The sequence below is a fragment of the Christiangramia fulva genome, assembly GCF_003024155.1.
In the GTDB taxonomy this organism is placed as follows: domain Bacteria; phylum Bacteroidota; class Bacteroidia; order Flavobacteriales; family Flavobacteriaceae; genus Christiangramia; species Christiangramia fulva.
The window spans coordinates 2976744-2996652 of sequence record NZ_CP028136.1 but is presented as its reverse complement, the minus strand read 5'-3'; the positions used below and the strand labels follow the sequence as shown (position 1 = coordinate 2996652).

Below are 19909 nucleotides of genomic sequence, written 5' to 3'. Positions count from 1 at the left end.
AAAACAGCTTTTTAAAATTAAAATATTTATTTATTTTAAAAGGAGAAATAAAAAATTCGAATGCTGAAAATATACCATAACCCAAGGTGTAGAAAATCCAGGGAAGGCCTGGAAATATTAAAAAGTTCAGGGAAAGATTTTGAAATTGTTGAATATCTGAAAGAACCTTTGAGTGAAGAAAAACTTAAAGAAATAATAGAAAAACTCAAAATCGCACCCATTGAACTGGTTCGAAAAAATGAAAAGGTCTGGAAAGAAGAATATAAAGAAAAAGATCTTAGCGATGATGAACTTGTTCGTATCCTGGTAAATAATCCCAGGCTAATTGAAAGACCTATCGTAGTGACAGACAAAGAGGCAGTAATTGGAAGGCCTCCGGAAAGAATTGAAAAACTGATTTAAAAAAATTGTAAGGTGGAAATGAAACTTCAACATAGAATAGCATTAATAAGTGTGGCTGCAGCGGCAGTTGCCGGTTTCGTTTATTCTCAAATTTATATACATGAGAAAAATCGCCATGAGATAAAGGAAATTGCTGAAGAACTGGCGTTGACCTGGAAAGAACAGCTCGATCTAACTGAAGCACAAACTTTGATGCTTCAGGATGCGATCATTGAATATACCATCAAAAAGAATGAAGTAATTAATTCCAGTCTTGGAACCAATCAGCAGGTTAGGAAACTTCAGGCCATCCAGCGTAGTGAATACAATTCTTTAAAGAGGTTTTTAGATGAAGACCAGTTTGAGAATTATATTTCTTTAAATAAACAGCTCACCCGCAAAAGCTGATTTACAAATTATTAGAAGTTGTTTTAACATTTTTAGTTTCCGTTTAACGGAAAATTAACCCCTGTTGATTAAACTAATCGGATTTCTATTGGTCAAAAGACAAAATTTGATCAATGACCAACAGAAAAATTTTCGTTGTAAGCCTATTAGTAAGTCTATTTCTCGCTACTTTCCAAAATGCTCAGGCAAAAGAGCCAACATCTGATAAAAAATATACCGTTACCGGTAAAGTCATAGATGATGCATTAAATGTACCTCTTGAGTATGCTACCATTTCAATTGTAGATGTTAACGATCCCAAGAAGATAACTGGAGATGTAACAAATGCAATGGGCGAATTTTCTGTAGATGTGCCCGAAGGAACCTATAATATCATAGTAGAATTTATTTCCTATGAAAGTAAGACCTTTAACAACGTGCCCATTAATGATGATCTGAACCTTGGAACCATAAAACTTGGTCTGGGTTCGGAAAATCTTGATGAGGTGGTCGTACGAGCTGAAACCACCCAGGTAGATATCCGCCTGGATAAGAAAATTTATACAATCGGGAAAGACCTTACCACCGCCGGGGGAACCGTAAGCGACGCTTTGAACAATGTGCCTTCGGTAACTGTGGATATTGACGGAACTATAAGCCTGCGTGGTAATGAGAATGTGAGAATTCTTATTAATGGAAAACCTTCTGCCATAGCTGGCTACGGATCTACCGACGTACTGCAGCAATTACCGGCCGATGCTATTGAAAAGGTGGAGGTGATCACTTCGCCCTCTGCAAGATATGGAGCAGAAGGAACGGCAGGTATCCTTAATATTATCCTGCGTAAGGATAAAACTCTCGGATTTAACGGTTCCCTGTCTCTTAACGCCGGTATTCCTGCAAATGCGGGAGTTTCGGGAAATGTTAATTACCGTAATAAGAATTTCAATATTTTCAATACAACCGGTTACAGATATTTTGAAGCACCCGGAAACGGATATTTCGATACTAAATATAAAAACGCGGCTAACAATGAATTCGACAGGATTATTGAAGATCGCGATATGCAGCGTTTAAATCGAAACTTCAATTTTAATCTGGGAATGGAATATTATCTTACTGATCGTTCTTCTCTTACAGGTAGTTTTTTCTATCGCGCCGGCGAAGACCGTGATAAGACCACCAATGTTTCAGATTATTTCATGAACAGCGAAAAAGCCTTTGGTTCAACGCGTATCGAGAGGGAAAATCAGGATGAAAAAGATTATCAGTTTGCCTTGAATTATGTGAATAAGCTTGATGACAATGGACAAAAACTTACTGCAGATTTTCAGTATGAAACCGGAAAGGAGAATCAGATTTCCCGAATAAACGAAGTAGAGAATTATAATAATATCAATTACGACGGCCGCTTATTTGACGAGCGTATCACTAATGATGAAGATCAAACGGAATATTTGCTCCAGGCCGACTATGTGCTTCCCTTTGGCGAAGATTCCCAATTTGAAGCGGGTTACAGAGGAAACTGGGAAAACACGGTCACCGATTACAAATTGTACCAGGAAAATGAGAATGGTAATCTGGAATTAAATACTGAACTTACCAATGTTTTTGATTATACTGAAAATGTCAATGCTTTTTATACCCAATACGGAAGCAAATTTGGTGATTTCTCTTTCCTGTTAGGACTCAGACTTGAAAATACACAGTTAAAAGGAAAGATCAATTCAGAAATTCCTGCCGATCAGCTGGAACAGGTATTTGGATTTCCAATCGATACCGATTTTGACAATAACTACCTCGGTCTTTTCCCTACCGTCAATTTTATTTATGAACTTGCTGAAAATGAAAATATCACTTTAGGATATAATAGAAGGATAAATAGGCCCCGCGGCTGGTTTATCAATCCATTCCCTTCCAGAAGCAGTAATAATAATATTTTCCAGGGGAACCCTAATTTAAGACCTTCCTATTCTAATGCTTTTGATCTGGGATATCTTAAAGACTGGGAAAAGTTGACTTTTTCATCTTCGGTTTACTACCAGCATGAAACAAATTCTTTTGAACGAATTCAGGAAAATGTGGAAGGAACAAATATTATTAGAACCATTCCTGTAAACCTTTCCACCCAGGACCGTTTTGGAGGTGAATTGGGACTTCTGTACAATCCTGCGAAATGGTTAAGAATGAACGGAAGCTTCAATTTTTTCCAGTTTGAAACCCAGGGAGAATTTGCGGGAAAAAGTTATTATGCGAAAAACAACAGCTGGTTTGCACGTTTTAGCTCAAAAGTGACGCTTCCTGCGAAGATAGACTGGCAAACAAATGCCTCTTACCGTGGGGCTGCACAAGACGTACAGGGTACCCGGGATGGAATATTCTCTCTTGACCTGGCTTTCAGCAAAGACATTCTTAATGATAATGCCACTCTTTCCCTAAATGTAAGAGACCTTTTTAATTCGAGGAAATATTCAGGATATACAATTACCGATGAAATTGAGAGATACAGTGAATTTCAATGGAGAAGAGGCCAGTCTTTTAACCTGTCATTTATCTATAGGTTCAATCAGCAGAAGAAAAGACAGGAACGGCGCAATGAAGGTGGTGATGATATGATGAACGAAGGACAGTTTAAGTAACAGAAAGAAAAAAGCACAAAAAAAGGGACCTTAAAAAGTCCCTTTTTTTATTGTAATTTTTCTTCTTTGGCTTTTCTTCTAGCCTCACGCTTTTCTTTGATCATTTCTCCGATAGAACCTCCTAACCAGTATGGTACTACGAAACCTATCAGAAAGATCATTAACCAAAATCCCATGGTAAGGATGATCAAAAATGCTAAAAAACCGAGATATTGATCGAATTCGAACATAACTGTAAAGTATTTCAGAGTCTGGTCAAAGATATAAACTCTCGGGCGCTTATCACAAAAAATTCTTAATTAAATATGAAACATACTTCAAAATCTTATAACCTCGCCAATTTTAATTTCCAAATTTCACGCAATTTTAAAGCTTAAAACTTCTCTAAGATGTAAATTTGTGCTACAATCAATTATAGCTATTATGGACTACAGAATAGAGAAAGATACCATGGGGGAAGTAAAAGTCCCCGCTGACAAATTATGGGGTGCCCAAACCGAACGTTCCCGCAATAATTTTAAAATCGGGCCACCTGCCTCTATGCCGCTTGACATTATTTATGGGTTTGCCTACCTTAAAAAGGCCGCGGCCTATACCAACTGTGAACTGGGTGTACTTCCGGTAGATAAACGCGACCTTATAGCACAGGTTTGTGACGAAATTCTCGAGGGAAAACATGACGATCAATTTCCACTTGTGATCTGGCAAACCGGAAGTGGAACCCAAAGTAATATGAATGTGAATGAGGTGATCGCTAATCGTGCTCATCAAATTGCCGGAAAAACTGTAGGAGAAGGAGAAAAGACCCTTCAGCCTAATGATGATGTAAATAAATCACAATCTTCTAACGATACTTTTCCTACCGGAATGCATATCGCGGCCTATAAGAAAATTACCAAAACCACACTTCCCGGTGTAAAGAAACTGCGTGACACATTAAAAAAGAAATCTGAAGAATTCAAGGAAATAGTGAAGATCGGGCGTACACATTTTATGGATGCCACTCCCCTCACCCTGGGCCAGGAATTCAGCGGATATGCTGCTCAGCTGGAACATGGCATAAATGCCCTGGAAAACACCTTACCCCATCTTGGTGAGCTTGCTCTGGGAGGAACAGCTGTAGGTACCGGCCTCAATACCCCAAAAGGTTATTCAAAAAGGGTGGCAGAGTTTATTTCGAAATTCACCGATATGCCCTTTACTTCAGCTCAAAATAAATTTGAGGCACTCGCAGCCCACGATGCGCTGGTGGAAACTCATGGCGCTTTAAAACAATTAGCCGTTTCTCTTAATAAAATTGGAAACGATATTAGAATGCTGGCGTCAGGACCAAGAAGCGGAATTGGAGAGATCATCATTCCCGCTAACGAACCTGGATCTTCCATAATGCCCGGAAAGGTGAACCCAACGCAGTGTGAAGCGCTTACCATGGTTTGTGCCCAGGTAATCGGTAATGATGTAACTATAAATGTGGGAGGAATGCAGGGACAATTTGAACTGAACGTTTTTAAACCTGTAATGGCTAACGCTTTACTTCAAAGTGCCGAATTACTGGGAAATGCCTGTGCTTCTTTTGAAGAGCATTGCGCAAGGGGAATTGAGCCGAATAAAGAGCGGATCAAAGAACTGGTTAATAATTCATTGATGCTGGTCACTGCTTTGAATACCAAAATTGGGTATTATAAGGCAGCCGAAATTGCCAATAAGGCACATGAAAACGGAACCACCTTAAAAGAAGAAGCTGTCAATCTTGGTTATGTAACTGAAGAGCAGTTTGATGAGTGGGTGAATCCTAAAGATATGGTTGGAAACCTTAAATAGTTCTCCCATTACCCTAAAATAAAAAGCGTCATTTCAGGCAATTTGAAATGACGCTTTTTATTTATGTATGTTTTGGGATTTACTCTTTGGAAAGGTGTTTTTTAAATCTCCAATAGGAAACTCCACCTAAAAGGGCAACTCCAGCAAGCGTATAATACACAAAGGTTGGAGTGATCACTTTATCACCGCTAGCGTAAGAATGCAATCCTGCAAGATAGAAATTCACTCCAAAGTATGTCATCATAATACTGGAATAAGCCAGCACCGCCATAAAGCTGAAAAACCACCTGCTTCTAAGTCCGGGTACCAGCCGCATGTGAATCACAAAAGCATAGATCATAATACTGATTAAAGCCCAGGTTTCCTTAGGATCCCAGCCCCAGTAACGACCCCAGCTTTCATTGGCCCATTGGCCTCCAAGGAAATTTCCGATGGTGAGCATGACCAGGCCAACTGTCAAAGCCATTTCAGCAATTACAGTAATCTCCTGGATATTTATATGCATTTTTTCCTTATTCTTATCGGTAGTCAAAATCATCAGCACCATTGAAACCACTCCCAGGATCATTCCCAGCGTAAATGGACCGTAACTTGCCACGATGACCGACACGTGGATCATCAACCAGTAAGAATTCAATACGGGCTGTAAATTGGCAATTGCGGGATCCATCCAGTTCCAGTGAGCGATCATCAGGATTATCGCTGCGACAAAAGCCGTGGATGCCATGGTGAGATTGGATTTTCTTCCGAAGGCTACTCCGAAGAACATCGTAGCCCAGGCAACATAGATCATCGATTCGTAGGCGTCACTCCAGGGAGCGTGTCCCGAAATATACCATCTGAACGCAAGTCCGGCTGTATGCAGTACGAACAATATAACTATGGCAACAGCGCAAAGTGTTATCAAGGTCCTGATGAATTTATTGTCCTTCAGGATTTGTATGATCACAAAGATCAGCATCACCGAACCAGCGAGCATATACATCCAGAAAAGATTTCTGAAAACATCGTATTTGTTATAGAAAATTTCGGCATTTATTTTTCTTTCTGATGGCATTACCTCTGAACCAAATTTCTTCTGATAACTTTTTATACTCTCAAGATATTCATTCGCTTTGCTATAATCTCCCGTTCCTTTCGCCTTTTGAAGCGCATTCATATAAATTGGAAGGATCTGACTGGCATAGACAGAATCCATTCCTTTCAGGCTCGATTCGGCAACTTCAGGATAAGATATCCATTTGTTATTCTCATCGTTCGGAATTGGAAAGATCTTTAATACCTTTCCCTGTAAGGCCTGGTAAAGCAGATTTACCTTTTTATCGGTTTCTATAAAATCTTTTTGAAACTGGTTGGGAACAGAAGCCTGATAAGCCGATTCCAAATAGGGAGAAAGTTTATAAGTCCCGTCTTCATTGAAAAAATCGACCAAAGAAAGATATTTTTTTCCTTCTTCAACTCCCAAAAGATGATGCAGGCTGTCATTCTGTTTTTTTACATAAATTAAGGGAGTACTATACCATAAAACCGGATTTTCAGTCATGGAAACCAGCACCTGATCTGAAGTTAGTCCCTCGTATTCATCGCTTTTGCTCAATTTTCGCAGCAATTCAGAAGAATAGGTATTGGCAGGTTTCATTCTTCCTCCCGCATCCTGAATGATAAGTCTTCCAAATTTAGCGGCATGTTCCTTACTAACTGCATTTGCTTTTAGCAAGCTATCCACCCGTGCCTGGTTAAGCTCCATGTGAACATGTTCCTGTTCTCTGGTTTGCTCCTGCTGCTCCGGAGTTTCCTTCATTCTCTGCCCGGGCTGTTCCTTTTGAACATTTTCCTGTGCATTCACACCGAAGCCCAGGGAAATAAAAATTAAGAGTGTGGCGAGATTTTTCTTTTTCGATTTAATTTTATCCAGCATAACTTTTAGATGACCGAATCGGGAATTTTTATCAAACAAAATCCACATAAGTCCGAAATAAAGAAGAAAATATCCAAAATAGGTGATACGTGTCCCCCATAAATCATGGTTTACCGAGAGAATTGTTCCCTGCTCATCAGGCATAAAACTACTCTGGAAAAAACGATAACCTTCATAATCAAGCACGTGGTTCATAAATATTTCGTAGGGTTGCGGCGCCTGTCCGTCATCAATGATTTCAACCTTACTTTTAAAAGAAGAATAGCCGGGCGTGGGCCTATCAGCTGTTCCGGGATATTTTTCAGCAATAAAATCTTCGAGTTTAAGCGCGAAAGGAAGCTCCCTTTCAATAGATCCATAGTTCAGGAAAATTTCCAGTCCGGCAAGATCGATCTTTTCAGGATCTGAAGCGGTACCTTTTCCCCCGAGCAAGGTCACTTTTTTTGATTCTCCTTCTGAAGAAACCTTGAGCATAACCGCATCCAGATCGTCTTTGGTTGGATTCTTTTTCGGCACTACACCATATTCACCTTTTACCACGGGATCTGGAAAAACGAATTGCAGATCTCCCAAATTGTAAAGGGACCTCAGCATTAAAGTTTGTGTGGAATCGGCAACAAGGCGGCCCTGTTTTTTATCGGCCATTCTCATATAACTTCCTTCAAAAGGAGATTCTATATGATAATCTCCCTCTTCGTCAAGGCTGATATTAATAGCTCCTTCGGTAGGTTTATTAAAAGAAAACAGGATATTATGAATATTACTCACCTCCCCTTCCTTGAGATAATGATCATGGCGCTGGCCTCCTCCGGCTTCCACCACTTTTAAATAATTATCGCCGTCTTCGGTGGGAATAAGGGTTTCTTCAGCACCATTTATAAAATTGGTCACTTCAAAAGTGACTGGCTGCCCGTTATAATCGGTGTTAAGTTTATAGTCGTTTTCTACTTCAGGACCAAAAAGGACTTTCTCCTGAAGTCGGCGCCTGCGGGGTTCCCCATTGATCTCACCATCCAGAAAAAAAGTAAGATAGGTTCCGTCAGACAGAAATTTATTGGTTGTTTGCCCTTCCCGTATGGGCATTATTCCTTCGTAACTGATATACCTGGTAACAAAAGCACCAATCAGGATAAAAATAAAAGCGAGGTGAAGCACCAGGGAGCTCCATTTTTCTTTTTTATATAATTGATATCGCTGAATATTTCCGAGGAAATTGATAAGGAGGAACAACATTATTCCCTCAAACCACCAGGTATTGTAAATGAGAATTCTCGCAGTTTCTATGGTGTACCAACTTTCTATGAAGGTACCCATGGCCATGGCGATCGCGAAAATTATGAATAAAATGGCCATGATTCGGGTAGAAAAAAGGACTGAGGCTATTTTTTTCTGCATGGAAGAACTTGTATTTTAACGGCTGCAAATTTAAGTATTTAATATCAGTTAACCTGCCTAAATCAAAAGCAATCTCCCCCATGACAATTGTTAATTTTCATCAGAGGATTTTTTTGGTAATTTAGCCGTATGATAAAAGTGGTGATTATTGGCGCCGGAAATGTGGCAACACACCTGTACCGTACTTTTTCAGAAACTGAAGACGTAGCGATACTGCAGGTTTATAATCGCAATCCCGAACATCTTAAATTCGTAAAGGAACCGGAAAAACGGATTTCTGATCTTCAAAATCTGGAAAATGCCGATGTGTATCTAATCGCGATTAAAGATGAGGCTATTCCTGAATTTGTATTAGAAATGCCGGAAACTGACGGAATTCTTGCGCATACCTCCGGAAGCCAGCCAATGAACATTCTTAATAAATTTGAAAATTTCGGGGTTTTTTATCCGCTTCAGACTTTTTCGAAAAATAAGCAGATCGATTTTAAAAATATTCCCGTTTGCCTTGAAGCCAATACGAAAGCTAATTTCCATCTTCTGAAAAAGCTGGCTGAAAAGATCGCCGAAAACACCTACGAAGTGAATTCTGAACAACGCAAAGCACTTCACCTTTCGGCAGTTTTTGTCAATAATTTCACCAATCATATGTTTGCCATGGCTTCAGAATACTGCAGGAAAAATGAACTGCCTTTTGATATTTTAAGGCCGCTGATCAGGGAAACCGTAGACAAGATTGAAAGCCTCGATCCCATCGATGCGCAAACCGGACCGGCACTGCGTAATGATAAAAAAACCATTCAGATGCATCTCGAAATGCTGGATGAAAATCAGAAAAAAATATATACAATTTTAACCGAATCTATTCAGAAATTACATGGAAAAAAGTTATAAGGAACATCTTAATAAAATTAAGACTTTCGTTTTTGATGTTGATGGGGTTTTGACTGACGGATCTATTCAAATTTCCACTCAGGGTGAACTTTTACGCACCATGAACATCAAGGATGGCTACGCCCTGAAAATGGCCAAAAACGCGGGTTACACCGTTTGCATCATTAGTGGAGGTAAAAATGAAGGAGTAAGAAAGCGGCTTCGCGATTTGGGAATTAATGATATTTACCTGGGTGTGGAAGACAAGGTGGAGCAACTGGACGAATTTTTTGATATTTATGATATCACTCCTGACGAGGTTCTTTATATGGGCGACGATATTCCTGATTATTATCCCATGAAACTGGTAGGACTTCCCTGCTGCCCGCAGGATGCCGCACCTGAAGTCAAAGAAATCTCGCTATATGTTTCTCATAAAAGCGGCGGCAAAGGCTGCGTTCGCGATGTGATAGAACAGGTGATGAAAGTGCAGGGAAAATGGATCCAAAAAGAAGCTTAATGCACTATTTCAAACTTGTCAGGGCGGGTAATCTTTTTTTTATAGCACTCACCATGTTTCTCATTAAATACGGGCTTTTTGAGCCTTTTGGAGTGGCTATCACTTTAAATTTATTCGGATTTTCGTTGCTGGTCCTGGCGGTTATTTCGGTGGCAGCTTCCGGCTATATTATTAACGATATTTACGATGTAAAGGCCGATCTTCAAAATAAGCCTGACAGGACAATCGTAAACAACAAGATTTCGGAAAAAACTGCTTACCGGCTCTTTTTTGTTCTGAATATTCTTGGCGTGGGACTGGGGTTTTATCTTTCCAATATGATTGGACGTCCTGGATTTGCAGCGTTTTTCATTTTCGGCTCGGCCATTCTTTACCTTTACAACTCCCAACTTCAGCAAACTTTGCTGGTGGGAAATATTTTGGTTAGCTTGATTGTTGGCCTTGTGCCGGTTGGTGTGGGTTTATATGATCTTTTACCGGCCATTACCCCGCAAAATCAGCAAACCCAATCGGTGATCTTTTCAATTCTTATCGATTATTCCATTTTTGCCTTTTTGATCAACCTTTTGCGGGAGATCACCAAAGACCAGCAGGATGTAGATGGAGATTACAATTCGGGTTACCGTACCTTACCCATTGTTTTAGGAAAAAACCGAACCAACAAATTGCTTTTTGGCCTTGGATTAGTTCCTATGGGTTTTCTTATTTATTATACCTATACCTATCTTTTTGAAAATATTTCAGCGGTTTTATACAGCTTATTTCTGCTTATGGCTCCACTCCTATTCTACCAGGTGAGCATTTTGACCGCCAGCAAAAAGAAGGAATACGGAAGATTAAGTCTGACCTTGAAGATCATTCTGTTTTTCGGACTCATTTCCATAGGTTTGCTTCAGTTCATTTTACTATGATATTATGCTGAAAGATTCCCTGAAAAATCATGAAATTATTCTTGCCTCAGGCTCTCCCCGCAGGCAGAAGTTTTTTGAAGAGCTGGAAATTCCGGTGAAAATTGACGTGAGGCCGGTTGAGGAAATCTATCCTGAGAATTTAAAAGCTTCAGAGATCACCGATTATCTGGCCAAACTAAAAGCCGAATCCTTTAAAGGCGATATTAGGGAAAATCAGGTGGTGATCACCAGTGACACCATAGTTTACCTTAATGATATTGCACTTGGAAAACCTTCCGATTTTAAGGAAGCCGTAGAAATGATATCCTCACTTTCAGGTAAAGAACACGATGTAATTACCTCTGTTTGTTTTACTACGGCCCAGAATCAAATAGTACTCAACCATACCACCAGGGTGTTTTTCGGTAAACTTGAGCAAGAGGAGATCGAATTTTATGTAAAAAAATATAAGCCTTATGATAAGGCCGGAGGTTACGCGATTCAGGAATGGATTGGGCTGATCGGGATCGAAAAGATCGAAGGCAGTTATTTCAATGTTGTGGGATTGCCCACGCACCTTGTCTATAAAACTCTCAAAGAACTTTTAGATACTTAAATATTGTAACTTTGAAACATGTTGCGATTCCTAAATCTTCTTTTTCTCATTCTTTGCCTTTCCTCTTGCGGAAATAAAAAAGATTCCGCTTTAAAATTGTCGCAGGAATTTAAAGATTACTGGTATTCGGGGAAGGCTGAGATCACTTCTTATGATCTGGAGCAGGCCCGCTATGGAGAAATGCGTAACGGCCATGCGGTTCTTATTTATGTCACCGAAGATTTTTTGCCAGACGAGCAGGTAAAAGCAGATGAACCGAATGATGACAATATCTCAGTTCTCAAGCTCAACAGCACCAAAAAATTCAATACCGGCATTTATCCTTACAGTATCATGCAAAGCTGTTTTTATCCGCTTAACGGAAAAGGGCATGCGTTAAAAGTTGCCGCTTCGGTTCAGGAATGGTGCGGGCAGGTTTATATTCAGTTGAATAACCGAAATAATTATGAAATAACCAGCCATTCCTATTTTGCCGGTGAAGCCGACCAGGATTTTAACGTGGAAAAAGCTCCCCTGGAAAATGAAGTCTGGACCCAGTTGAGAATTGGGCCCAAAAGTGTTCCAACCGGAGATTTTAAAATGATCCCTTCCCTCGAGTACCTCAGGCTTCATCATAAAGATCTAAAAGCTTATTCGGCACATGGAGAATTCTACACTGATAAAAATTATAATGTATATACGCTTGAATATCCTGAACTGGAAAGAAAGCTAAAGATCTATTTAACACTTAATTTTCCGTATTCCATAGAAAAATGGGAAGAGACCTCGGCTTCAGGTTTCGGAAAAAACAAAAAAATACTCACCACAAAAGCTGTGAAAAAACAGCGTCTAAATATAGATTACTGGAATAGAAACACCAATAAAGATTTATATTTGCGCGAGAAATTAGGATTAAACTGATGTACGAAATTTTCTATTCATATAAACAAGAGCTTATTTACAGCCTGGTCGTTTTGATCCTGCTTATCCTTATTCAATACATCCTGCGAAAATCGGCACATCGGGTGGGAAAAAGAAGTGAGATCAATTTGACACGCACCCGTTTGATGCTGAAATACATCAACATCCTGGTAATCCTTATCGCTATTTTTTTAATGGCCATCGCCTGGGGAATGGAGCTCACACAATTAGCCCTTATATTTTCTTCGGTTTTTGCCGTTATTGGGGTGGCACTTTTCGCGATCTGGTCTATCCTGAGCAATATCACTTCAGGGATCATCATGTTTTTTTCATTTCCTTATAAAATTGGAGATACCATTAAAATTCATGATAAGGATCTTCCTATTGAAGCGGTCATTGAAGACATCAAAGCCTTTCATTTACATTTGAGAACCAAAGAAGGCGAACTTATCACCTACCCAAACAACCTGCTTCTACAAAAGGCGGTTTCCTTAAAAGAACATCATGGCTATTCAGATGAAGGAAAGGATGCTCTTTAATAAAAGAAGATAAAAAATTCCCTGTTCCGAACTTAAAGTTTTTATATTTGGTAAAACCCAGCACTTCATGAGAAAACTTTTTATTGCTGTTTTCCTTTTAAGTCTTTCTGTTATAAGAGCGCAGGCTCCCGAAAAATGGAGTTCTTCAGACATATTTGAGCATATCCAGAAACTGAATTTTTTAGGTTCTGTTCTCTATGTAGGAGCCCATCCCGATGATGAGAATACGCGTTTAATATCCTATTTCTCAAACGCTAAACATGCACGAACCGCCTATCTCTCCATGACCCGTGGAGATGGTGGCCAAAATCTTATCGGTCCCGAACTCAGGGAAAAACTGGGTGTGATTCGTACCGAGGAATTGCTTGGAGCACGCAGAATAGATGATGGACAGCAGTTTTTTACCCGTGCCAATGACTTTGGATATTCCAAAACACCTTCAGAAACCCTGAAAATTTGGGATAAAAATGAAGTTTTAAGTGATGTGATTTGGGTTATAAGGAAATTTCAGCCAGATGTGATCATAAACCGATTTGACCACAGAACTCCCGGCACCACGCATGGCCATCATACTTCTTCGGCAATGTTAAGCGTCGAAGCCTTTGATCTTGCAGCAAAAAAATCGGCATTTCCGCAACAATTGGAATATGTGGATCCATATCAGCCAAAACGTTTGTTTTTTAATACTTCTCCCTGGTTTTATGGGGGCGATGAAGCTTTTGAAAAGGCCGACAAGTCAAAATTCATAAGTTTTGATACCGGAACTTATTTCCCAATGAAAGGACTTTCAAATCCCGAAATCGCAGCATTAAGCCGCAGTCAACATAAATCACAGGGATTTGGCAGCACGGGAAGCCGCGGTAAACAAATTGAATATCTGGAACTTTTAAAAGGAGAAATGCCTGAAAATTCGGAAAGTGTTTTCGCAGGCATAGATACCACCTGGAGCCGTATTGAAGGAGGACAGGCGATAGGGAAAATTCTTTACGCGGTAGAAGATAATTTTGATTTTGAACATCCGCAGAAAAGTTTACCGCAACTCCTACAAGCTTATTCCCTTATCCAAAACTTAAAGAATGATCACTGGAGAAAGATAAAATCTGAAGAAATAAAAGATATTATCTATGCCTGCGCCGGGCTTTATCTTGAAGCTGCCGCAAATCAGTCGTCGATAACACCTTCAGAAATTATTCCCGTGCATTTGGAAGCCATCAACCGCAGCAATTCTGTAATGAAACTGGAATCTGTGGAATTATCCCCAAATAATTCCAAAGTTGAACCAAATGTGATCCTTCAGGATAATGAAGACTGGGAAAATACGCTGAACTTTAAAATTCCTTCCGATGAAGATTATACAACTCCTTACTGGTTAAAAAATCCCGGAAGTGTGGGAATGTACACAGTACAAGATCAACAGCTTAGAGGTTTACCCGAAACACCTTTAAAGACAAAAGCTATTTTTCATATTTCCATAAACGCTACGCCACTTTCGTTTACAACCCCGGTAGTTTACAAATATAACGACAATGTAAAAGGAGAGACTTTTGAAAATTTTGAGATCGTACCTCCGGTGGATATCAGTTTTAAAAACGATGTCCTCATCTTTAACAATCAGGAACCGCAGGAGATCACTATCACTCTTACCGCGCATAAAAATGATATTAGGGGAACACTTTCGTTAGACGCCGGAAAGGAGTGGAAAATTGAACCCGTGCAGGAAAATTTTTCCATTTTACAGGATGGCGGACAGGCAAATTTGAAATTCAAAATCACACCTCCTGAAGGACAAAGTGAAACTCAGCTTATTCCGAAAGTGAAAATCGGCGATAGAATATACGACAAGCAACTTGAAAAAATAAGCTATAATCATATCCCCAATCAGAATATTGTAACTACGGCAAGATTAAAACTGGTAAAGCTAAAAATTTCAAAAAAAGGTGAGAATATCGCTTATATTGAAGGTGTTGGAGAAGTAGTGCCCGAGAGCCTTGAACAAATTGGTTATAAGGTTACCAAAATAAAACCGGAAGATATCACCGCAGCGCGACTGCAAAATTTTGATGCCGTGGTTGTGGGAATACGGGCTTATAACGTTGATGAAAATTTAAAATTTAAACAACAGGAATTGTTCGATTACGTGAAAAACGGCGGAACGATGATCGTACAGTATAATACCAACCGGGGTTTGGTTACCGAAAATCTTTCGCCGTACAGCCTGCATATATCACGGGACCGGGTTACCGAAGAAGATGCTGAAGTTACCTTCCTGGCTCCTGAACATGAAATTTTAAATTCGCCAAATAAGCTTAGCAAAGCCGATTTTCAAGATTGGGTACAGGAACGTGGCCTGTATTTCCCCGACACCTGGAGCGAAGAATTCATCCCCATTTTAGGCATGCACGATACCGGAGAAAACCAGTTAGACGGAAGCCTGCTGGTCGCAAAATATGGGCAGGGCTATTATATTTACACCGGCTTGAGCTTTTTCAGGCAATTCCCGGCTGCTGTTCCGGGGGCTTATCGCCTTTTTGCCAATTTAATCTCTATAGGAAAATAAATGGAGCAGGATCAACCCGAAAAATACGAGTGGAAAACCAGCTATACCGTCGTCATTGTTGCGAATGTCATTTACATTATTGCTTTTTATTACATAATGAATCATTTCACCTGATATGCAGCTGATAGACTGGGTCATACTCATAGGAACGATTACCTTCATTGTTTGGTATGGAGTTTACAAATCACGCGGCAGTAAAAATGTGCACGATTTTATTGGAGGCGGAAAAGATGCCAAATGGTGGACCATCGGTTTATCGGTAATGGCAACTCAGGCGAGTGCGATCACCTTTCTTTCCACACCCGGCCAGGCCTACCACGACGGGATGGGATTTGTCCAGTTCTATTTTGGGCTCCCAATAGCCATGATCATTATCTGTATCGTATTTATTCCTATTTATCACCGGCTGAAAGTGTATACAGCCTATGAATACCTCGAAAGTCGTTTTGACCGAAAAACCCGCACCCTCACCGCTTTTTTATTCCTGGTTCAAAGAGGACTTGCTGCCGGAATAACAATTTTCGCACCGGCTATTATTTTATCGGCGGTTCTGGGTTGGCATTTGACCTCTCTTACGGTAATAATTGGATTGCTGGTAATAATTTACACGGTTTCTGGAGGTACTAAAGCGGTAAGTGTAACCCACAAACAACAAATGGCAGTGATCTTAACGGGGATGGTCGTTACTTTTTTCATCATACTAAATTACCTGCCAGATTCGGTGAATTTTACCAAAGCTCTTGAAATTGCCGGAACCGGTGGTAAAATGGATATACTCGATTTTTCTTTTGACCTGGAAAACCGATATACCCTCTGGAGTGGACTCATTGGCGGAACTTTTCTCGCCCTCGCCTATTTTGGAACCGATCAAAGCCAGGTACAACGATATCTTTCGGGCGGCTCCGTAAGGGAAAGTCAGCTGGGAATGATCTTCAACGGACTTTTAAAAGTTCCTCTTCAGTTCTTCATCCTGCTGGTTGGAGTGATGGTCTTTGTTTTTTACCAGTTTCATGAGGCACCGCTTAACTTCAATCCCGCGGCTACCCAGACTGTTCTTAATTCCCAATTTTCTGAACAGTACCAGGATCTCATGGTCGAAAACAGGAATAATCAGGAGAAAAAACAACAGCTCAGTCTTTACTATGCCGAGAATGAATCCACAATGAGCAAGGCTGAAATTGCCAATTTCAAAAAAAATTATAATCAACTTCAGGAAAATGAAAATAATTTGCGTGAAGAAGCCCGCATGTTTATTGATGCCTCTGATGTCGATGCCGAAAGCAATGATAAAGATTATGTGTTTATACATTTCATCCTTCATAATCTTCCTAAAGGATTAATAGGACTTTTACTGGCGGTAATTCTTTCTGCGGCAATGTCTTCTACGGCTTCTGAATTGAATGCGCTGGCCTCAACCACCACGATTGATATCTATAGAAGGAGCATCAAAAAGTCTGAAAGTGAGGAACATTATCTCGAAGCCACAAAATGGTTTACTTTAATGTGGGGGTTAATTGCCATTGCCTTTGCCAGTATAGCTAATCTTTTTGATAACCTCATTCAGTTTGTCAATATCGTGGGGAGCATTTTTTACGGGAATGTACTGGGGATCTTTCTACTGGCGTTTTTCTTTAAAAAAATCAAAAGTAATGCGGTATTCATTTCCGCAATAATTACTCAGATCGTGGTGATCATCGTTTTTAATCTTGATATCATGCCTTATCTTTGGCTTAATGTGCTGGGATGTTCCCTGGTAATCGCTCTTTCTTTTATGATTCAATTTGGAAGTAAACAGAATAAAACTCTTAAAACAACATGAAGAAGATAAAATGGGGAATCGTAGGCCTTGGTAAGATCGCAAATAAATTTGCGAAAGACCTGCTTGTGGTTCAAAATGCGGAGCTTTATGCCGTGGCAAGCAGGAATCTTGAAAAGGCAGAAGCTTTTAAAAAAGAATATCAGGCGCAGAAAGCCTATGGATCTTATGAAGAATTGATGGAAGATAAAGCGGTGGATGTGGTTTACGTGGCCACGCCTCACGTTTTGCATCATTCTATTTCAGTGGCCTGTATGAAAAAAGGAATCGCCGTACTTTGCGAAAAACCTTTTGCGATGAATACCGAGGAGGTTAAAGAAATGATCAAAACTGCACGTGAAAACAAGGTTTTTCTTATGGAAGCCATGTGGACCCGCTTCCTGCCCCACTTCGAATTTATGCTTATGGAGATCAATTCAGGTAAAATGGGCAAAATAAAGAGCATAAAGGCCGATTTTGGCTTTCCTGCTGAATTTGATGTAAACGGCCGACTTTTTAATAAATCCCTGGGTGGCGGAAGCCTTCTTGATATAGGAATTTATCCTGTTTTCCTTGCTTATTCCTTACTGGGAAAACCCGATAAAATTGAAGCAGAAGCTAAATTTGCTGAAACCGGGGTTGACAGCAGCTGCGAAATAAAATTCCATTATAAAAACGGCGCTACTGCGCTGCTGGAATCTACCGTTCTTAAAAAGACTCCAACCACAGCTGAAATAGAACTTGAAAAAGGAAATATTTTTATTAATTCACGCTTTCATGAACCCTCTTCGATAAATATTCTGATGAACGAGGAAAAATGGGTTAAAGAGTTTGATGTAAATACCACCGGCTATTTTTACGAGGCTGAGCATGTAACTCAAATGCTGCTCGAAGGTAAAACCGAAAGTGAGAAAATGAGTTTTAATTCCAGCCTTGATCTTATAGGATTGCTCGATGCCATTCGAAAAGAGATCGCTCTGGAATATGACCTGTAAAAAGAGCTGCCCGAAATTTTTTAAATCAGCACCCTGAAATTAAAATCCATTTTTGAAAATCTAAGCAGATTTTATAATAGTTTCAGCGTTGGGAAATTAAAAATTTCAGGCAGTCTTTAATTTTTTCTATTTCATGGCGCCCCATTCTTTGAGGGAATCTTCATTAAGTTTTACATAATCGGGATTTCCATTCTTTTTAGCGGAAGCAAGAGATCTTTTCGCGCTTGCGATAGCCTCCTGTTTTTTACCAAGATCGGCTTCAATCAAAGATTTTTTTCGGAATACCCAGTATGCATCTTCCCCAGCCATTTCGGCTGCTTTTTTGATCCATTCATAAGCTTTATTCAGATCTTTGCCGGCATCGTGATAATATGCCGCCGCCGAAAAATAATCATTAGCTGTAGGTCCATTCATTATACGATCTATACTGGCCATGGCCTTTTTTTCAGTAGGTACCTGAAAAGGCAGTGAGGCTATTTTATTGGCCCAAACAAATTCAAGAACTCCCGAATCATTGGTAAGATTATTTAAAAAGATAGTGAATGTTTCCACATCAAAAGGAAGTTCGTCAACCTCAGCTGTAGCCTTTAAGGCAACTTTAGATTCGTCCCATTCCTGTGGAACTCCCCAGTTATCGGTGTTCTTATAAAAGATCACCTGCCAGTTTTTTTCCCTGGGAACAGTATAAATAGCGTACTTCCCTGCCTTTAGGGTATTCCCCTCAATAGTAACGTCATCGCTAAAACTAATTGTGGTATTGGCATTAGCTCCGGTACGCCAGAGTTCCCCATAGGGAACAAGATCACCAAAAATGGTCCTGCCCTTCATTCCGGGGCGGGAATATTCTATTGCCACATCGGTAAGACCTACTTTCTGTTGGATCTTTCCCTGCGGACTTGGTTGTGGAGCCTCAACCTGAGCAGACATAACTGCTGTGGTCAAGACTAAAAAAAGCAATTGTAATTCTTTCATTTTTAATGAGTTTAGTCTTATAAATATAACTAATAAAAGAAGAAGATTTAGCCTCAATAAAATTAAAAATCAACTATTATTTAATTTTTGTTTAACTTTTATTACTTTATTTTAAACATTTTTGCTACTACCTTTACATCTGATGAAAATTTACACTTTACACAGCATTCAAAAATTGCCTATTTCCCGGGAGGAAGCCTGGAATTTTTTATCAGATCCAAAGAACCTTAAGGTAATCACGCCAGATTACATGGGTTTTGAAATCCTTTCAGGAGGTGATCGCGAAATGTTCCCGGGGCAGATCATCCAGTATCTTGTTTCTCCTGTTGGAGGCATTAAAACAAAATGGATCACCGAAATTACCCATGTAAAAGAAGGTGAATATTTTGTAGATGAGCAGCGCTTTGGCCCTTACAAAATGTGGCATCATAAACATTTTCTCAAATCAATTCCCGGTGGCGTGGAGATGGAAGATATCATAGACTACAAACTTCCCTTCGGAAAAATCGGGCAATTCACGCATCCTTTTCTGGTGAAACCCAAACTGGCCGAAATCTTTGAATATCGAAGGAAAAAATTGATTGAAATCTTCGGTGAATTCAAAGAAACGGAAAATGAACCTACCCTTAAACAGGATATTTTGAATTAATTATCAGGAAACGAACCAAAATTTTTTACCAGTAATCCGAAACTTTTCCGAGGGAAAACATTAAA

17 protein-coding genes are annotated in these 19909 nt (G+C 39.7%); 14 read left to right on the top strand and 3 right to left on the bottom strand.

Annotation, left to right across the window (positions count from 1 at the left end; translation table 11 throughout):
• The first annotated feature begins 60 nt into the window (after positions 1-60).
• The 3 genes from arsC to C7S20_RS13335 all read left to right on the top strand — a co-directional run bounded on the left by arsC (position 61) and on the right by C7S20_RS13335 (position 3407).
• Positions 61-402 (top strand): arsenate reductase (glutaredoxin), encoded by a 342-nt coding sequence (gene arsC, locus C7S20_RS13345; RefSeq protein WP_107012935.1) that lies wholly within the window; start codon positions 61-63, stop codon positions 400-402.
• Between the two features lie 18 nt (positions 403-420).
• Entirely contained in the window at positions 421-789 is a 369-nt protein-coding gene (locus C7S20_RS13340; RefSeq protein WP_107012934.1) for a hypothetical protein, read from the top strand.
• A gap of 113 nt (positions 790-902) precedes the next feature.
• Positions 903-3407: a TonB-dependent receptor gene (locus C7S20_RS13335; RefSeq protein WP_107012933.1), complete on the top strand. Its 2505-nt coding sequence runs from the start codon at positions 903-905 to the stop codon at positions 3405-3407.
• Between the two features lie 47 nt (positions 3408-3454).
• Here the strand turns inward: C7S20_RS13335 and C7S20_RS13330 are convergent, their stop codons facing one another.
• Complete coding sequence (locus C7S20_RS13330; protein ID WP_107012932.1) at positions 3455-3637, bottom strand: hypothetical protein; 183 nt, start codon at positions 3635-3637, stop codon at positions 3455-3457.
• Between the two features lie 193 nt (positions 3638-3830).
• Here C7S20_RS13330 and fumC point away from each other — a divergent pair, with 193 nt between their 5' ends.
• Positions 3831-5228 (top strand): class II fumarate hydratase, encoded by a 1398-nt coding sequence (gene fumC / locus C7S20_RS13325; protein ID WP_107012931.1) that lies wholly within the window; start codon positions 3831-3833, stop codon positions 5226-5228.
• A gap of 79 nt (positions 5229-5307) precedes the next feature.
• Here fumC and C7S20_RS13320 read toward each other — a convergent pair whose 3' ends face one another.
• Positions 5308-8541 carry a cytochrome c biogenesis protein gene (locus C7S20_RS13320; protein WP_107012930.1) on the bottom strand — a complete coding sequence of 1078 codons (3234 nt, stop codon included), beginning with the start codon at positions 8539-8541 and terminating at the stop codon, positions 5308-5310.
• 129 nt (positions 8542-8670) lie between these two features.
• Between C7S20_RS13320 and C7S20_RS13315 the strand changes: the two genes are divergently transcribed.
• The 9 genes from C7S20_RS13315 (at position 8671) to C7S20_RS13275 (ending at position 18223) form a co-directional block, all read left to right on the top strand.
• The gene (locus C7S20_RS13315) at positions 8671-9432 is read left to right on the top strand and encodes a Rossmann-like and DUF2520 domain-containing protein (RefSeq protein WP_107012929.1); all 762 of its coding nucleotides are present in this window, start codon (positions 8671-8673) and stop codon (positions 9430-9432) included.
• Positions 9416-9931 (top strand): KdsC family phosphatase, encoded by a 516-nt coding sequence (locus C7S20_RS13310; protein ID WP_107012928.1) that lies wholly within the window; start codon positions 9416-9418, stop codon positions 9929-9931. Before C7S20_RS13315 ends, C7S20_RS13310 begins: the two co-directional genes overlap by 17 nt.
• A complete protein-coding gene (locus C7S20_RS13305; protein WP_107014240.1) occupies positions 9931-10842 on the top strand; it encodes a geranylgeranylglycerol-phosphate geranylgeranyltransferase in 912 nt (303 codons plus the stop codon). Before C7S20_RS13310 ends, C7S20_RS13305 begins: the two co-directional genes overlap by 1 nt.
• 4 nt (positions 10843-10846) lie before the next feature.
• Positions 10847-11437: a Maf family nucleotide pyrophosphatase gene (locus tag C7S20_RS13300; RefSeq protein WP_107012927.1), complete on the top strand. Its 591-nt coding sequence runs from the start codon at positions 10847-10849 to the stop codon at positions 11435-11437.
• 18 nt (positions 11438-11455) lie between these two features.
• Positions 11456-12337 (top strand): septum formation inhibitor Maf, encoded by an 882-nt coding sequence (locus C7S20_RS13295; protein ID WP_107012926.1) that lies wholly within the window; start codon positions 11456-11458, stop codon positions 12335-12337.
• Entirely contained in the window at positions 12337-12876 is a 540-nt protein-coding gene (locus tag C7S20_RS13290; RefSeq protein ID WP_107012925.1) for a mechanosensitive ion channel domain-containing protein, read from the top strand. The genes C7S20_RS13295 and C7S20_RS13290 overlap by 1 nt, the downstream gene beginning before the upstream one ends.
• Positions 12877-12943: 67 nt before the next feature.
• Entirely contained in the window at positions 12944-15433 is a 2490-nt protein-coding gene (locus tag C7S20_RS13285; protein ID WP_107012924.1) for a PIG-L family deacetylase, read from the top strand.
• A 115-nt stretch (positions 15434-15548) separates the two neighbouring features.
• Positions 15549-17252, top strand: coding sequence for a sodium:solute symporter family protein (locus C7S20_RS13280; RefSeq protein ID WP_107012923.1), 1704 nt, complete (start codon positions 15549-15551; stop codon positions 17250-17252).
• Entirely contained in the window at positions 17249-18223 is a 975-nt protein-coding gene (locus C7S20_RS13275; protein WP_107012922.1) for a Gfo/Idh/MocA family protein, read from the top strand. Before C7S20_RS13280 ends, C7S20_RS13275 begins: the two co-directional genes overlap by 4 nt.
• Before the next feature lie 126 nt (positions 18224-18349).
• Here the strand turns inward: C7S20_RS13275 and C7S20_RS13270 are convergent, their stop codons facing one another.
• Positions 18350-19195 carry a DUF2911 domain-containing protein gene (locus C7S20_RS13270; RefSeq protein WP_107012921.1) on the bottom strand — a complete coding sequence of 282 codons (846 nt, stop codon included), beginning with the start codon at positions 19193-19195 and terminating at the stop codon, positions 18350-18352.
• A gap of 142 nt (positions 19196-19337) precedes the next feature.
• Between C7S20_RS13270 and C7S20_RS13265 the strand changes: the two genes are divergently transcribed.
• Positions 19338-19844: an SRPBCC family protein gene (locus tag C7S20_RS13265; RefSeq protein ID WP_107012920.1), complete on the top strand. Its 507-nt coding sequence runs from the start codon at positions 19338-19340 to the stop codon at positions 19842-19844.
• The last annotated feature ends 65 nt before the right edge of the window (positions 19845-19909 follow it).

Excerpts from the sequence above, each read along its gene's own strand:
- C7S20_RS13290 (WP_107012925.1), top strand. The coding sequence starts at position 12,337 with ATGTACGAAATTTTCTATTCATATAAACAAGAGCTTATTTACAGCCTG.
- C7S20_RS13285 (WP_107012924.1), top strand. The coding sequence starts at position 12,944 with ATGAGAAAACTTTTTATTGCTGTTTTCCTTTTAAGTCTTTCTGTTATA.
- C7S20_RS13295 (WP_107012926.1), top strand. The coding sequence starts at position 11,456 with ATGTTGCGATTCCTAAATCTTCTTTTTCTCATTCTTTGCCTTTCCTCT.
- fumC (WP_107012931.1), top strand. The coding sequence starts at position 3,831 with ATGGACTACAGAATAGAGAAAGATACCATGGGGGAAGTAAAAGTCCCC.
- C7S20_RS13300 (WP_107012927.1), top strand. The coding sequence starts at position 10,847 with ATGCTGAAAGATTCCCTGAAAAATCATGAAATTATTCTTGCCTCAGGC.
- C7S20_RS13265 (WP_107012920.1), top strand. The coding sequence starts at position 19,338 with ATGAAAATTTACACTTTACACAGCATTCAAAAATTGCCTATTTCCCGG.
- C7S20_RS13305 (WP_107014240.1), top strand. The coding sequence starts at position 9,931 with ATGCACTATTTCAAACTTGTCAGGGCGGGTAATCTTTTTTTTATAGCA.
- C7S20_RS13315 (WP_107012929.1), top strand. The coding sequence starts at position 8,671 with ATGATAAAAGTGGTGATTATTGGCGCCGGAAATGTGGCAACACACCTG.
- C7S20_RS13340 (WP_107012934.1), top strand. The coding sequence starts at position 421 with ATGAAACTTCAACATAGAATAGCATTAATAAGTGTGGCTGCAGCGGCA.
- arsC (WP_107012935.1), top strand. The coding sequence starts at position 61 with ATGCTGAAAATATACCATAACCCAAGGTGTAGAAAATCCAGGGAAGGC.
- C7S20_RS13275 (WP_107012922.1), top strand. The coding sequence starts at position 17,249 with ATGAAGAAGATAAAATGGGGAATCGTAGGCCTTGGTAAGATCGCAAAT.
- C7S20_RS13280 (WP_107012923.1), top strand. The coding sequence starts at position 15,549 with ATGCAGCTGATAGACTGGGTCATACTCATAGGAACGATTACCTTCATT.
- C7S20_RS13330 (WP_107012932.1), bottom strand. The coding sequence starts at position 3,637 with ATGTTCGAATTCGATCAATATCTCGGTTTTTTAGCATTTTTGATCATC.
- C7S20_RS13310 (WP_107012928.1), top strand. The coding sequence starts at position 9,416 with ATGGAAAAAAGTTATAAGGAACATCTTAATAAAATTAAGACTTTCGTT.
- C7S20_RS13270 (WP_107012921.1), bottom strand. The coding sequence starts at position 19,195 with ATGAAAGAATTACAATTGCTTTTTTTAGTCTTGACCACAGCAGTTATG.
- C7S20_RS13335 (WP_107012933.1), top strand. The coding sequence starts at position 903 with ATGACCAACAGAAAAATTTTCGTTGTAAGCCTATTAGTAAGTCTATTT.
- C7S20_RS13320 (WP_107012930.1), bottom strand. The coding sequence starts at position 8,541 with ATGCAGAAAAAAATAGCCTCAGTCCTTTTTTCTACCCGAATCATGGCC.